This is a genomic window from Nostoc sp. (assembly GCF_036917395.1).
GTDB lineage: Bacteria > Cyanobacteriota > Cyanobacteriia > Cyanobacteriales > Nostocaceae > Nostoc.
On sequence record NZ_JBALDI010000079.1, the window covers coordinates 16,048 to 31,434 of the forward strand.

14 protein-coding genes are annotated in these 15,387 nt (G+C 43.0%); 5 read left to right on the forward strand and 9 right to left on the reverse strand.

The genetic code is table 11. The features are described 5' to 3' along the window. Positions 1–151: 151 nt before the first annotated feature. Positions 152–859 (reverse strand): ribulose-phosphate 3-epimerase, encoded by a 708-nt coding sequence (gene rpe, locus V7K46_RS27440; protein WP_298910969.1) that lies wholly within the window; start codon positions 857–859, stop codon positions 152–154. Positions 860–1,064: 205 nt separating this feature from the next. On the opposite strand from rpe, the gene V7K46_RS27445 reads away from it, so the two are divergent. Beyond that, positions 1,065–2,660 carry a S8 family serine peptidase gene (locus V7K46_RS27445; protein ID WP_335118859.1) on the forward strand — a complete coding sequence of 532 codons (1,596 nt, stop codon included), beginning with the start codon at positions 1,065–1,067 and terminating at the stop codon, positions 2,658–2,660. Between the two features lie 434 nt (positions 2,661–3,094). Beyond that, complete coding sequence (locus V7K46_RS27450; RefSeq protein WP_335119076.1) at positions 3,095–4,426, forward strand: serpin family protein; 1,332 nt, start codon at positions 3,095–3,097, stop codon at positions 4,424–4,426. A gap of 54 nt (positions 4,427–4,480) precedes the next feature. On the opposite strand, the gene V7K46_RS27455 is transcribed toward V7K46_RS27450, so the two are convergent. Next, positions 4,481–5,647, reverse strand: a complete 1,167-nt coding sequence (locus tag V7K46_RS27455; RefSeq protein WP_298910963.1) for an AI-2E family transporter — start codon at positions 5,645–5,647, stop codon at positions 4,481–4,483. 109 nt (positions 5,648–5,756) lie between these two features. Here V7K46_RS27455 and V7K46_RS27460 point away from each other — a divergent pair, with 109 nt between their 5' ends. Continuing rightward, positions 5,757–6,254 carry a hypothetical protein gene (locus V7K46_RS27460; RefSeq protein ID WP_335118861.1) on the forward strand — a complete coding sequence of 166 codons (498 nt, stop codon included), beginning with the start codon at positions 5,757–5,759 and terminating at the stop codon, positions 6,252–6,254. A 286-nt stretch (positions 6,255–6,540) separates the two neighbouring features. Further along, on the forward strand, positions 6,541–7,965 hold the full coding sequence (locus V7K46_RS27465) for an LCP family protein (protein WP_335118863.1): 1,425 nt from the start codon (positions 6,541–6,543) through the stop codon (positions 7,963–7,965). A gap of 201 nt (positions 7,966–8,166) precedes the next feature. Here the strand turns inward: V7K46_RS27465 and V7K46_RS27470 are convergent, their stop codons facing one another. The 7 genes from V7K46_RS27470 to V7K46_RS27495 all read right to left on the reverse strand — a co-directional run bounded on the left by V7K46_RS27470 (position 8,167) and on the right by V7K46_RS27495 (position 13,291). Then, complete coding sequence (locus V7K46_RS27470) at positions 8,167–9,240, reverse strand: anthranilate phosphoribosyltransferase family protein (protein ID WP_335118865.1); 1,074 nt, start codon at positions 9,238–9,240, stop codon at positions 8,167–8,169. An 86-nt stretch (positions 9,241–9,326) separates the two neighbouring features. Then, the gene (locus V7K46_RS27475; protein WP_335118867.1) at positions 9,327–10,274 is read right to left on the reverse strand and encodes a LysR family transcriptional regulator; all 948 of its coding nucleotides are present in this window, start codon (positions 10,272–10,274) and stop codon (positions 9,327–9,329) included. 348 nt (positions 10,275–10,622) lie between these two features. Next, the gene (locus V7K46_RS27480; protein WP_335118869.1) at positions 10,623–10,838 is read right to left on the reverse strand and encodes a DUF6887 family protein; all 216 of its coding nucleotides are present in this window, start codon (positions 10,836–10,838) and stop codon (positions 10,623–10,625) included. Next, positions 10,835–11,014 carry a DUF6888 family protein gene (locus V7K46_RS32195; protein WP_442939881.1) on the reverse strand — a complete coding sequence of 60 codons (180 nt, stop codon included), beginning with the start codon at positions 11,012–11,014 and terminating at the stop codon, positions 10,835–10,837. The genes V7K46_RS27480 and V7K46_RS32195 overlap by 4 nt, the downstream gene beginning before the upstream one ends. Before the next feature lie 12 nt (positions 11,015–11,026). Then, positions 11,027–11,308 carry a hypothetical protein gene (locus V7K46_RS27485; RefSeq protein ID WP_335118871.1) on the reverse strand — a complete coding sequence of 94 codons (282 nt, stop codon included), beginning with the start codon at positions 11,306–11,308 and terminating at the stop codon, positions 11,027–11,029. 187 nt (positions 11,309–11,495) lie between these two features. Then, the gene (locus V7K46_RS27490; protein WP_335119078.1) at positions 11,496–12,860 is read right to left on the reverse strand and encodes a HEAT repeat domain-containing protein; all 1,365 of its coding nucleotides are present in this window, start codon (positions 12,858–12,860) and stop codon (positions 11,496–11,498) included. A gap of 17 nt (positions 12,861–12,877) precedes the next feature. Continuing rightward, positions 12,878–13,291, reverse strand: coding sequence for a QcrA and Rieske domain-containing protein (locus V7K46_RS27495; RefSeq protein ID WP_298910950.1), 414 nt, complete (start codon positions 13,289–13,291; stop codon positions 12,878–12,880). Positions 13,292–13,793: 502 nt separating this feature from the next. Between V7K46_RS27495 and V7K46_RS27500 the strand changes: the two genes are divergently transcribed. Next, positions 13,794–15,335 (forward strand): ferredoxin--nitrite reductase, encoded by a 1,542-nt coding sequence (locus tag V7K46_RS27500; protein ID WP_335118874.1) that lies wholly within the window; start codon positions 13,794–13,796, stop codon positions 15,333–15,335. The last annotated feature ends 52 nt before the right edge of the window (positions 15,336–15,387 follow it).

A 15,387-nucleotide genomic window follows, 5' to 3' on the forward strand; every position in this document is an offset into this window, starting at 1 on the left:
ATTATCTCTGCTTTCTAAACTTTGAATTTATATAGCAACTACTGGAAGTTCAAAATTTGAATAGCTTCCAGTTTTTTTATGTGTAAATAAAAATAAGGTGGGCAATTTACCCACCTTATTTTTTCTGAAGTACAGTTAATCTAAAAATGAATTAAACTTTGGCTAATTCTGGCGTAGGACGCTTGCTGTTGCGAATTGATGTAATAGCCTCAGCATAATCCTTAGCGTTAAATACAGCTGAACCGGCGACAACTGCATTAGCTCCCGCTTCTAAAACTTGCCAGGTATTATTTGCCTTCAGTCCCCCATCTACTTCAATCCAAGGGTCAAGACCACGTTCATCACACATTTGACGCAGCTTGCGGATTTTGGGTAATACACCGGGGATAAAGCTTTGACCACCAAAACCAGGGTTGACGCTCATAATCAGTACTAAATCGCACAAATCTAAAACGTATTCAATTAGCTCTAGAGGGCTACCAGGATTAAGTACAACTCCAGCTTTCTTACCAAGTTCTTTAATTTGCCCCAAGGTGCGGTGCAGGTGTGGAGAAGCATTATGCTCACAGTGTACGGTGATATGATCAGCACCCGCCTTAGCAAAATCCTCTACATACTTTTCTGGCTCCACAATCATCAAGTGGACATCTAGTGGCTTGGTCGTAATCGGACGAATCGCCTCCACAATCAGAGGACCTATCGTAATATTGGGTACAAAACGACCGTCCATTACATCAACATGAATCCAATCTGCTCCAGCCGCGTCTATGGCGCGAATTTGGTCACCCAGACGACTAAAATCGGCTGATAGGATAGATGGAGCAATTACAATGGGCTTTTGAGATCGGTTTTGGGTCATGGTTAGTGGGTTTTAAGCGTCCTCGTCTGTACGCATTGTAACAAAACATTGAGCAAGACTCATAACTTTGATCCCGGCTTTTTTGGGGAGATGGGGAGTTGGGGAGAATAATAATTCCTAACTCAACTCCGATCTCCTAACCGGAACTTTGGAAGCCTCCGGCTGCGCTCTTAACTTCTAACTTCCAACTTTTAACAACTGACAAATGACTAAAAAACTAACCTGGATAATTTGGGGATTAAGTGCTTCTTGTCTGAGTGCGCCGGTAATTGCTTCAGCTTTAGAATCTGCTCTAGGAACTAATGGCATTGATGCTCTGAAGCTACACCAATCTCCTTATAATTTAATTGGTCGTAAGATTGCTATTGGTCAAGTGGAAATTGGCCGACCGGGAATGTTTGGTTGGGATAAGGCGGTGTCTAAAAATCGCGCCATATCTTTAGCGGCAGTATTTTTACGTGATGGGCCAGCTAAATCAAATACTGGTGTTGACCCCCACGCTTACAATGTCGCTGGTGTGATGGTGAGTCATGACAAAGCTTTGCCGGGAGTTGCTCCGGGAGCGCGACTGTATTCATCTGCGGTGGGTTCCACTAAAAACATGGGTCAGCCAGAAGAGTGCTTATCAGCCCAGCACATAGCGCTACAAAATAGTGGCGATGTCCGTGCGATTAACTTTAGCTTTGGTGAACCTCTGAGCCGCGATCCTAGACCAGAGGCGACTTTAGACGGCAATGCTTTACTAACTTTATGTGTTGACTGGTCTAGTCGCGTTCATAATGTTTTGTATGCGATCGCAGGTAATCAGGGTAAGGGCGGTATTCCCATTCCTACAGATAATTTTAACGGAGTCAACGTGGCTTTTTCATCCCGCAGAGGGGGAGTTTTTAACAAAGTAGACGTGGCTAATCTGGCGGGTGCTAACCAAGGAGTGAGTGGAAAGCTAGCTGGAAGAGAATTTGATCTTAATGGGCGTCGCGCTATCAGTTTAGTTGCTCCTGGTAATAACATTCCCTTGCTCAATCCAGATGGAAAATTGAATAAGGTCACGGGGACAAGTTTTGCAGCGCCTCAAGTTACGGCTACTGTTGCTCTGTTGCAGGAATTTGCTGACCGACAGATGCGGACAAAACAACTCCACTGGAGCATCGATTCTCGGCATCATCAAGTGATGAAAGCTGTATTGCTGAATTCAGCAGACAAAATCCAAGATAGTGGTGATGGCTTGCGGTTGGGAATGAGCCGGACGCTAATTGATAAACAAAATCAAAACTGGCTAGATTCTGATGCTTATAAAGATCCTAAGATTCCCTTAGATGCCCAAATGGGAGCAGGTCATTTGAACGCATTTCGCGCTTATCAACAATTTAGTGCTGGTCAATGGCAGCCATCAGCTGCGGTGCCGGCTATTGGTTGGGATTATCACGCAGTCGATACTGGAGCGTCTGTTGACTATGTGTTAGCAAAACCATTAAAGCAGGCGAGTTTTATTGCTATTACCCTAAGTTGGGATCGATTGGTAGAACTCAACGATAAAAATAAAAACCAGCAATATGACGTGGGCGAAAATTTTCGCGATCGCGGTTTGAATAATCTCGACCTATACCTAGTAAAAGCTGATGCTCAAAATTCAGATGCTGGTGCTGTTTGCTCCTCAATCAGCCAAATCGATAGTGTAGAACATATTTTCTGCCCGGTTGCTGCTACTGGCAATTACAAAATCCGTGTCCAGTTTCGGCAAAAGCTCAATGAAGCGACTCAACCCTATAGTTTAGCTTGGTGGAGTGTACCTATCAATTGAAATAGGGGCGCACAACTTTTATTTGTGTCAACTTACAGTCTTTTTCATCTATTTGAACAACACTTCCCTATTGGGGCGCATAGTTGTGCGTCCCTAAAAAAATTGGTATTTCGTGAACTGAGAAAGGTGATTTTATCTTTAAAAACCAAAAAAAGTGGTTATTTTGTGATTAGGTAATCTACAATACTTTTATTGATAAATATAAAAATTTATAAAAATCGATATTTTTCCTAATTCGTCTGCATAGCCGCCTCAAATAGGATTTAGCAGCTTTAAGAAGTTGTGTTTAATTCATCTGAACTACTAACTTGCTGTTACAAAAACTGTAACAGTCCCATTTTTCTATTGGAGCAAATGCAATAGTTAATCATTGACACAGTGTCTGCGTCAACTCTGAGCACAGATCGGGAATCTTTCGCTAGTAAGGTGGTATGATGATTCGGCAGAAATATAGTAGTGTGAGAGAAAATTTCATGCAAAGACGTTATGGTGTGAGTCTAGGCAGACGTTATGCTCTGGCAGCTGCAAGTGTTGTTCTATTTAGTGTATTAGGGTATTCTCAAGTCGATAGTAATAAAAGTGCCCTTGCCCAATCTAGTTTACCTCAGCCAGAAACTCCATCGCAAAAAAAAACACTCAAGACTGATGCAAAAATCGTTGAGTCTAGCAATAAGTTTGGCTTCAAACTATTTTCAGAAGTTCTGAAAAGTGATAATGGTAAGAAGAACCTTTTTATCTCACCTTCGAGTGTTGCGATCGCTCTAGCTATGACCTACAATGGCGCCAGCGGCACGACTCAACTAGCGATCGCAAAAACCCTGGAATTACAGGGGATAAAACTGCAAGAAATCAACTCTTCTTACAAGGCAGCATTAAAGCAGCTTTTAGACAATTCAGATCCAAACGTACAACTGAAAATTGCTAACTCACTTTGGGCAAATAAAAATGTTAGCTTTCGGCCAGACTTCCTCCAGAGAACGCAGGATTTCTATCAAGCTAAGGTCAGCAATTTAAATTTTCAAGATCCCGCAGCGCCTAATATTATCAATAACTGGGTAAAAGAGAATACTAATGGCAAAATTGAGCAGATAATTGGAAAAATTGAACCAAGTCAGGTGTTGTTTCTGATTAATGCCATATATTTTAAAGGAAAATGGAGCAAAGAATTTGATAAAAGTCAAACTGCTCAATACCCTTTTTACAGTACACCTGGCAAGCCAAAACAACACCCGATGATGTCACAAACTGGTGACTATAGATACTATGAAAGCAAACAATTTCAGGCAGCTAGTTTACCTTACGGCAAAGATGGTAAATTCAGCTTTTATATTTTCCTGCCGAAACAGAACTCTGACCTCAAAGCCTTCTATCAAAACTTGAATGTTGAGAACTGGGATAAATGGATGACTCAGTTCAGCGAACAAAAAGGGTTTATTCGTTTACCCCGTTTCAAAACAGATTACGACGTTACACTCAATGATGCCTTAAAAACTTTAGGCATGGAAGAGGCTTTCAGCAGCAAAGCCAATTTTTCTGGCATGGGTAAAAATTTTGCCATTAGCGAAGTTAAGCATAAAACTTTTGTGGAAGTGAAGGAAGAAGGCACGGAAGCGGCTGCGGCTACTTCAGTGGGAATAGTAACATTAGCTTTGAGACAGGAACCAGAACCATTCCGAATGATTGTTGACCGTCCCTTCTTCTGTGCGATTAGGGATAATCAGACGGGAAGGGTTTTGTTTATGGGTTCGATCATTGACCCACAGTAAAAAATTCAAAATTCCTTCATTTTGAATTTTGAATTTTGAATTTTGAATTTAATTCTAGGGTAATGTCGCTTCCGAAATACTCAGAGTGTTTTTCGCGTCAGCTTTCGGGGACTCGTTTGCTGCAACGGGTGCAGTTATCTCCCCAGTGGCGCTGTTGTTTGTCTCGCTACCAGGACGCAAGGCACTTAAGGCGGTCTTAATTACAACAGCTGTGGGTACTGCCACAATTACACCCAACAGTCCGCCAATTCTTGCCCCTGTTAAGACTGAAATTAAAATCCAAACTGGATTTAAACCCGTAAAGCTGCCTAAAATTCGGGGGGCAATTAAGTTTTCGAGAATTTGTTGTACGATTACTGCTGCTATCAAGACTCTCACACCCATTGAGAAATCTTGCAACGCTACCAATAGTGTAGTCAGGGCGATGCCTACAGAACCGCCAAAGGGGACGAGAGCCATCAGACCAATAGTTAGACCAAATAGTAGACCAAATGGCACTTTTAGCCACAAAAAGGTAGGAATGAGGGCTGATGCCATGCAAGTAGATAAAATTAGCTGGGTGATGAAGAAATTTTGGAAGCTGAGGCGGACTGTTTTGGAGAAAGGATCGCGAAACTTATTAGGTAGCCATTCCACTAAACTTTGCCAGAGTTCACCCCCATGCTGTAAAAGGTAGAAAGTCAAAACCATCGTCAAGAGAATATCTAGCAGACTAGTGACTGTAACTACCGCTAGATTTAAAACTTGTCCAGCGATCGCTTGTAATTGTCCCTTGACGCGATCGTTGATTTGCACTACCAGAGCATCGAGGTTAATCGGTAAGCCGAAAGTCTCGGCTTTTTCGTTTAATATCATTAACTGAGAGCGTCCAGAGTCGATCAACTCTGGTAAACGAGCCACCAGTTGTTGGGCTTGGGTAAGGGCCAGCGGAATAAGTGTAACACCCAATGCTAATAAAATTGATAAAGCCAAAAGAAATACTAGGATAGCGACTTGCTCTCGCCTCGCACCATGATGCTCCATCCAGCTCACGGGGTAGTTGAGCAGAAATGCTAGCACTGAGGCTCCAACTAAAATGACTATGAGAGAATGGAAATAATTAAAGAATATCGAAAGTGCCCAACCATTTAGAACTAGCAGCGGCAGGAATAACGCGATCGTCCCGATTCGCGCTATTGGTGTGAATCTTTGCCACCAGTCGAGTAGCTTGCGTGTCTGCATTTTGAGCTGATTGCGGGATAGAACTAAATGAAATCTTTCTTTACAGCTTATTATCTCTGACTATATGAGTCTTATTCATCCTTCTAATTTAGGAGTTAGACTAACCTACATGGAAAATTTTGAACCGAAAGAGAATAGGGAGTGGGAAAGTGGGGGAGGAGGGATCAGGGAGAAGGGAACAGAGGGGAAAGAAGTAATTCTTAATTCTCCCCCTTGCACCCAGCAAAGAGCCTCTCTGCCTTTTCTGCCCAATGCCCCATGCCCAATCCCCAAAACACAGTTGCTTTTATATTTAGTTCCGATTATCGGCTTTTTTCCATCCTTGTGGACTCTCTATCGGGGCCAGGGTAGTCGGGAACAACTTGCTATTAGTCGTCTGTCTATTACTTTGGCGCTTACTTGGCTGTTGGGATATCTATTATTATCTACCGGTGCAGCAACTTCAGATTTTTTGACGCTACGTCTATTTATCCTCAATAGCTTTCTCACATCAGGTTACTTTTTAGTAAGTGTCTGGTTGATTTTGCGCCTGATGCAGGGCAAATCTGGGCGTTTACCAGGGTTTAATACTTTAGCAGAACGAGTGCTGGGTAAGTATTTATCTTAATTTTTTCGGATGATACTTTTCCAGTATTTTTACTTATTTCCTAAAAAAATCCGGTTGATTTATCTATATATCTAGTCAAATCCAGTTTATTATTGCCATACTTCAGAAAAACATCTCTAGATTGGCCCAAAAGAAGGAAAAATGCTGCTATAAGTGTTGTGGTTGACACTACATTAAAAAAGTTAGCACTGATAATTAAGAGTTAGCTATTATGGGTTGATTTGTCTGCATGTTTTTAGTCTGCAAATTTACCGAATTTGATTAGTGAGTAAGTGTGAGGAAGTCTGTGACCATTCAAAGAAGTTCGGCGGAAGAAAATCAGTCAGGAAAAGCCTCTAAGTCCAGTAAAAAAATTTCTCAGAACTCGAAATCCGGACGTTGGCTGTGGTTTTGGGTAGGTATGAGTGGTATTGCGATGGTGTCAGCAACTGCGGGGGCGCTTTTAGCGGTGTCTTTAACCAGTACGCCTTTGCAACAAGCCCAGCTAAGTCCAAAGGATGAGGCGGCCTTTGATGGCGATCGCATCTCTGGAGGTGGGTTGCGATTTTCACAATTAACTCGCCCAGTGAATCTCTTAGTTTTGGGAATGAGCGTACTTCCCCCGGATATCCAAAACCCTCCCCCAGAAACCAAAAACCTCAAATACCAGCCCCAGGTAAACTCCTTTGATGGTCTCTCCGATGTGATGCTCTTGCTCAAATTTGATCCAGAGACGAAAAAAATAATCATGCTCTCCATTCCCAGAGATACCCGCACACAAATAGAGGGGTATGGAGTGAAAAAAATTAATGCTGCCAATGTTGACGGTGGGCCAGCTTTGACTGCCAGAACCGTCAGTAATCTCTTAGGTGGGGCGGGAATTGATCGCTATATCCGAATTAACGTTCTGGGAGTTGCCAAGCTAATCGATGCTTTAGGGGGCGTAACAGTCTACGTCCCCAAAGATATGAAGTATCAAGATGATTCCCAGCATTTGTACATCAATTTGAAGGCGGGTAAACAGCATCTAAATGGGGATAAGGCACTGCAATTGCTGCGTTTTCGCCATGACGAACTTGGAGATATTGGCCGGATTCAGCGGCAGCAAATGGTTCTGCGTGCTTTGATGGATCAAACACTCAACCCAGCTACTGTGGCTCAATTACCTAAAGTTCTTGATGTAGTCAAAGACCACATTGATACCAACTTGACGGTTGAAGAATTATTGGCGCTTATGGGTTTTGGGGTGCAGACAAATCGCTCCAATATGCAAATGTTAATGCTGCCAGGTCGCTTTAGCGAGAAGAATGAGTTTGATGCTAGCTACTGGTTGCCCAACAAAGATGGTATTGCCAGACTGATGGCTCAACATTTTGGTTTGGAATCAGAACAGGAACAGCAGGCGACTGCAACTGACCCACGCTCTTTGCGTGTAGCAATTCAAGATAGTACAGGTGGCGATCGCTCTAATCTCCAACCATTAATTAGAGCCTTAGAAAAATCTGGATATCGCAACATCTATGTAGCCAAGGCATGGGGTGAACCTCTAGACGTAACTCACATTGTCGCCCAGCAAGGAGATGGTGACACTGCTGAATCAGTTCGCAACACTTTGGGATTTGGCGAAGTGCGTGTGGAAAGTACTGGCAACCTCGGCTCGGATATCAGTATCCAAGTGGGTCAGGATTGGTTGCAACAAAAATCTATTTTAGAGGAGTCGCTGACCAAATAATTACTAATGACGCTTTCTACGAGACGCTCTTGCTAGCAAGATCCCCCGTTCGCGCTAGCGTCTTTGTTGGCGCAGCCTCTCCGTCAGGAGAAGGAGAAGGGGTACGCGGACTCGCTACCGCTACGCTAACGTAATTCGTAATTAATTACGAGTTATGTTGACACCCTAAAGTGATCAGATCCATGTTTCTAGCTGAACTGTTTACACTGGCACAAATGCTGTTGACAGTGAATTTACTACATGGTTGAGTTCTTGGAGTTTAGCTGCTACCACACCGTTAGTTAATAATTCTTCTGCCTTAGCTAAACCCTTTGACATATCTGGACAAATACCACTCCGCCATAGGTAAAATCCGCCATTCCACAAGGCTGTTTGCATCAATTCGCCTGGTTTACCTGCTAAAACCGCCTGAATATCCGCCACTAGTTCTTCAGTAGTTCCAAGGGGTACGTTCTTGGTAGTAAAGCCGTAATCACGCGGTACGAGGTGCAATCTTTCTACCTCTTGAGATGCTACGGATGAAGATAAGCTGATGATCGCAGTCCGATCGCGCGGTAAGTCGCAACTACCTTCCAATCCTTTTACTAATGTAAATTTTGTTACTCCCCGCAGCCCCAGAGCTATCTGAAACATCCCTTCTGTCGGCGGATGAACAAACCCAGCAATTACGTGAGCATCCCCGGCATAAGGACACCAAATTAACTCCATTGTTGCCAAAGGCGGACGCTTGCCGAGTTGGTCGCGGTACTCCCAAATACTTTTAGTTAAGGGAAAATGCTGAGGTAGATAAATAAAGCCGATTCCCGTTTGCTCAAACACCTGCTGGGTTTTTGCTAGTGGTAGCGTAGTCCAATTGACTCCTAAACCCTGCCAAATCTCTATTAGGGGTAAACCGTATTTCGTTGGGAGGCGATCGCCACCGTGCATTACCACTGGTTGTCCAACTGCGGCGAGTAGTAAAGCTGTTACCGGACTAATTGGTGCTGTACGTGTTCTGCCATCATAGGGGATGCCAAAAGCGATCGCTGGTCGCCCAGAGACGATTGGTTGCAGTTTTGGCCCTAGTTCATCATAGGCATCCAACATTCCTGCTAACTCTTCCCCTGTAGGACGCTTGATTCGATGAGCAATCAAAAACGCTCCAATTTGGGCTGGTGTAGCTTCACCCAGCAGCATCATTTTTGTAGCGGTGGCTGCTTGGGCGCGAGTTAGATTCTCTCCTGTGTGATTTCCGCTACCTACTTTTTGCAGGAATTCCCTAAATACATTGCTCATTTGTCCTTTGTCCTTTGTCCACTGTCATTTGTCCATTGTCCTTTGTGAAAATGACTAATGACCAATGACTAATAACTTAATCACACTTAAGAAGCCGATCGCTGCTGATCAATTTGTAATGGAATATTTTCGCCCACGAGTTGCCAAAAGTGCTTGATGGGGGGAATTTGGAGTCGGTCTTGAGTTGTTACCATAACTACCCGACGAGTCAAACTGGAACCATCTGCTAAACCACTAGTATTATTGCTGGCTAAGGAACGAATCGCCAGGGTAGCGTCTTGGCGTGCTTCCACTAATGCTGATTGAGGTAGCAAAGCTATCAGTTCTCCTTGGCGTACCACTCCCCGGAAGGCATCTAGGGTATTTACCTCTAAAGCTGCCTGGAGTTTAGCTTCCATTCGCTCAAATCTATCTTGTATTAAGCGCTGCATCCCATAACCATCTTTGAAAACCACTTGAGGATAACGAATTAGCTCCGACCAAGGGACGCATTCATATTGAGCTAGTGGATGATTGGCTGCTGTTAAAACTTTTATCGGTTCATCATAAAGTACTTCTACCACCATTTCTCTACCACTGGTTAAAAAGCGATTATTCATCACAATTGCTAAATCCACCAATCCATCTTTGAGGACTTTGAGGGCGCGATCGCTTCCCAAGGAAGTTACGCGCAATTGCACATCTGGATAATCATGACAAAATTTTTGCAACACTGGTGGTAAGTAAGATCCACAAACAGAGTGAATCGCGGCAATGCATAGTTCTAGCTGTTTTCCGGCGATTAAATCAGCTAATTCTTCTGTAGCTGTCTGCCATTCTTGGCAAATTTTGCGGACACGGGGTAGTAAACATTCACCTCCAAGTGTCAATTTTCCATGACTTGTTCTGTGAAACAGTTCTACACCTAAATCTGCTTCCAATGCCTGGATTTGACGACTAATCGTCGATTGAGTGACACCACATTTTCGCGCTGCTTGTTGAAAGCTACCGGTTTGGGCGATCGCTAGAAAGGCTTGCAACTGCTCTAGGCGCATTTTTATGTAGCCTGAATTACATTTATTGGTTTCATTAAGTTAACGGATTTTTAACCAAAGTTTGGTAGGGTTTGTTACAGGTCTTTCCTGAGATTTATATTTGTGTAAATCAGGTTTTACTGCCTTTGTCGTCAATTATCCGCAATGCATGGAATTTATTGGTAAATTTCGCGGAAAACGAATTGACTATTTTCTGCTGAAATATATGAATTTTTGATAAGATTTTTAATTCATCACATTATGCGGCGGATTATGAGGTTTGAGCAACACAAGTTTTTGTGCAACTTGCGGATAGGGCTGCGATGCCGAAGGCGGGCTACACCTACGCGTCATATTTGCATTTATTAATTACGAATATGGCTCCGAACCGTTGCGAACCCGTTCAATAAATTCAGGATAATTTTCCAAGTCCTCTGAAGACTGTAACGGCGGCATTTCAACCCAGTTAGCTTCTGCGTGTAGCTTATCAAGATATGCGTAAAATGCTTCTTGATCATCCCGATGGGCTAAAACGTAGGCTTGCAACTCTTTCTGACTCATTGCTTGAAAGTTTGGTTTGCTCATTGCACGTACCTCCATCTGCCATTGGGATATATCTCAATAATATTCTCCTCGCCTGCCAAGAAGAACACATTCCCTGTTCGTTCGTCTACACGAACCACATTTATGGGCAAGTAAAACTTAGTAAACCAGCAGCACAGTATAAAGCACTGCGTCTTTTGTTCTGATGTAGGAATAATTCTTGCTCCTCATTACCTTTGATCGCATAAATTATCTACAGATGGATTTGCAATTAATTTATAACCACTCTGTACCAAGTTAGTTTCAAATGTTTGGAGGTTAGTTAAGCGAGAAGAGAGATTACTTGCAAATGATGTTACAAGCAATGCATTCCTAGCCATAGATTGTAGGAAGACTAAGTAAGGTGCAGACATTTGCTCATGGTGGTGAATTAAATGTTCTTTCTTGTGCTTGTAACCAAGTGCTTCAGCTATTTGCTTAATTCGTTCTAGCTTACTCTGATTAATTGACATAACTCTTATGTTTATGTGTGTTTAGGCAGAAACGATAGATGTAAATGTCATCCAAGTTAACCGAATAACTTTTTTGATACTAGCTTAATCTTATCGCTGCCGAAAGACTAAAATAAGTATATTATAAAGAACTATTTAGTTACTTAATACTGAACGCACACAGGTAGCGCATACTCTTTGAAAAAATTTACCACTCAGCTAAAGCGATCGCTATTCCTTGGTGCAAATCTAGTGTTAGTGTGGCGTTATTTGTTAACTGCTGCAATTGTTGATGTGCGCCTTCCTTATCCAGATTTTTCAGTGCAGCGATCGCATGTAGTCTCACCGATGCATTTGAATCGGCTAGCAGCGAAATCAATGGTTCAATAGCTTGCATTTTGCCTAACTGTCCTAAAGACAGGGCGATCGCACTTTTGATGTTGGCAATCTCTGTGGCTGGATGTTGCGTTAGCGTTCGCGGAGCGTCTTGTAGAGAAGCTCGCCGTTCGCGTAGCGTCTCGTAGAGAAGGCATCGCAGTATTTGCAGTAAGATTTCTGCGGCTGGTGTAGTTAAGTGCGGTTTTTGGACTCGCCCCAAAACTGTGACAATTTCTTGCCAAAGTGTCTCGGATGTGATTTGGTTAAATGCTGTTTGTAAATATTCCAAACTGGATGGTGTCCCCACCCAACTTAAAGCGCGAATGGTTTCTAATTGCAGTGGTAGCGGTGTATCGGGTGAAATCAGCAAATCAAATAAGTATTTGGCAGCGTCATCACCACCCATCCGAGAAAGGGAAACTGCGGCTGCACAACAAACCTCAAGGTTAAAGTCGTAAAGCTTGGGTTGCAGTCTGGTTACCAAATCTAATGCTTGGCGTAAGTCGGGGCGAAAACCTAAACCAAGCACTGCTGCACGCCTAACTGTGGCAACTATATCATCTAAAGCGTTTAACAATACTGGTGGTACACGTTCGTCATGAAAACTGCTGAGGGCTTCAATTGCGGCGGCACGGATTGCTGCTTGTGGATCTTGCACTACACTCAATAGCGGTGTGATGGTTTCTGGTTGCGGAATACAGGAAAGCGATCGCACTGCCAAAAGTCGTGTATCTTCATCTAATAAAAGTTCAGTTAGTGAAGTAATAGCAACAGTACCCATTTGCCCTAGTGCTGTAGCTGCGATCGCTTTGAGTTCTTCATCCTCATCAGTTTTCAACAATTCCACCAAGGGGGCGATGGCTTCAGGGTGCTGAAATTCACCCAAAGTCCGCGCTGCATACCAGCGTAATTCTTCTTCTGCATCTTCATCTTCTAAGATGTCAATGAGTGGTGGGATGGCAATTTTCCCCAAGTGAGTCAGCACTTTGGTAATTTCCCAGCGTTGTTGAAAATCCCCCATCTCTAACATTGAAAGTGTTAATGTCAGCAGATATTCTTGATTTTTAACTATCTCTGGATGTTCAGAGTCTGCCCCTAAGATTAATTGTTGTAAATATTGAATTACTGATGACCAATCAGCTGCATCGTATGCTGTCTGGGCTTGTACCAAAAGCTGGTTGATATTACTCACGATCCCCTGAATTGTATTGTTTAACTTGGCTTGACTACAACTGAATTACCCTCAATCTTGGCGGCGTAAGTTTTAAGCGCTTCTGTAGCTGGCCCTTTTTGCACTTTACCATCAATGCCAAATTCCGATCCATGACAAGGACAGGCGAATTTTTTTGCCTCAGCTTTCCATCCTACAGTGCAACCTGCGTGAGTACAGGTAGGGTTAACAGCTGTCAGATTTGCAGCTTTAGATGTGCCGACTACCAACACAGGCCCAGCAGGTGAGTTTTTAGCTAGCAATTGGCCAGTCTTATCTAATTCTGCCGAGGTGCCTACTGTTTGCCAATCCCCAGATGTTGAAGTTGTTTGAGAAGAACAGGCTGCGATCGCTACAGGTAGAGAACTCGCTATCCAACCCAAACCTACCCAATTAATAAAATCACGACGTTTCATAGCTGCTGAAATAATATCTAAGTTTTAGCTAACATCTGCTACTCAATTTTAGATTTTGGATTTTGGATTAATCTATGGCAGTCCAAAATCGCTTCAGTTATTTTAAATACTTTTCATCAAGGGCTTTTTGTGGCTCATTGACTGACTTTGATGCAAAAAATGCATAGGTTTCATATATTTTCAGCAATTTTACCAAAAAATCGTAACAATTTATACGATTTTAACAGAAATTTCCCGTTAACTTATGAGTATTGAAATTGTTACATGAACAGTATCTAAAGCTGCTTGACAAATTTCCCAGATGTAAATACCGACAAGTTTTCCTTAATTAATCATAGATTGGGGTTTCGCTTTGGAATGCTCTTAAGTAAAAATAATCAGCCGTGAGCAAATATTAAGTTTTTATTCCCAAACCTTCGTAGATACAACACCTGATAGAACTACGGGTTGGTTGATGTTGGGCAATTATCACCATATTTAGTAATTTGTAACGATCAGACTCATGACAGACACAGCAACTACCACCAGCCTTAATAAGTTCGAGAAATTCAAGGCAGAAAAAGATGGACTCGCCGTCAGGGGTGAGATAGAGAAATTTGCTGCCTTGGGCTGGGAAGCAATGGATGAAATCGATCGAGATCATCGACTCAAGTGGGTGGGTGTGTTTTTTCGCCCAGTCACCCCAGGCAAGTTTATGATGCGGTTACGGATGCCTAACGGTATTCTCACCAGTAGTCAAATGGGTGTTTTAGCCCAAGTGGTGCAGCGCTATGGAGATGATGGCTGCGCTGATATTACTACCAGACAGAATATCCAATTACGAGGGATCAGAATTGAAGATTTACCAGATATCTTTAATAGATTTGACACAGTTGGTTTAACCAGCATTCAGTCAGGAATGGATAACGTCCGCAATATCACAGGCGATCCTGTGGCGGGGTTGGATGCAGATGAGTTGTACGACACACGAGAGTTAGTACAGCAAATTCAAGATATGCTCACCAACAAAGGGGAAGGAAACCCAGAGTTTAGCAACTTACCACGGAAGTTTAATATTGCGATCGCAGGTGGAAGAGACAATTCAGTTCACGCCGAAATCAACGATTTAGCTTTTGTTCCAGCATTTCAAGAAGCAGGGGAGCAAAAAATTTTCGGGTTTAACGTTTTAGTGGGTGGCTTTTTCTCAGCCAAACGTTGTGAAGCGGCGATTCCTCTAAATGCTTGGGTGCTTCCTGAAGATGTAGTAGCTGTATGTAGAGCGGTTTTGGAAGTCTTTCGTGATCATGGCCCGCGTGCTAATCGGCAAAAATCCCGCCTGATGTGGCTAATTGATCAATGGGGTTTAGAAAAGTTTCGAGCAGAAGTAGAAAACCGTTTGGGTAAATCATTGTTACCCGCAGCAGCAAAAGATGAAATAGACTGGGAAAAACGCGACCACATCGGGGTATATAAACAAAAGCAACCGGGATTAAATTACGTAGGCTTGCACATTCCAGTCGGGCGACTATATGCTAAAGATATGTTTGAAATTGCCCGTATAGCGCAAGTTTACGGCAGTGGTGAAATCCGCTTCACCGTTGAACAAAACATTGTCCTTCCTAACATTTCTGACTCACGTTTAGCAACATTTTTAACAGAGCCTTTGCTGGAAAGGTTTTCCATTGAGCCAGGTTTGTTGACGCGATCGCTAGTTTCTTGTACAGGCGCACAATTTTGCAACTTCGCCCTGATCGAAACCAAAAACCGCGCTCTGGCAATGATTAAAGCCTTAGAAGAAGACTTAACCTTCACCAAGCCAGTACGAATTCACTGGACAGGTTGCCCCAATTCCTGTGGACAGCCCCAAGTTGCAGATATCGGCTTGATGGGAACTAAGACTCGCAAAAATGGCAAAACTTTGGAAGCCGTTGACATATATATGGGCGGCAAAGTTGGCAAAGATGCCCATTTGGGAACTTGCGTCATCAAAAGCATACCTTGTGAAGACTTGCAACCAGTATTGCAAGATTTACTAATCAAAAGCTTTGGGGCAAAACCCAGGTGAGAAGCCTTAGTAGTTAGTAACTGCTAGTGCTTATCGCGGCATTAGTCAAAGG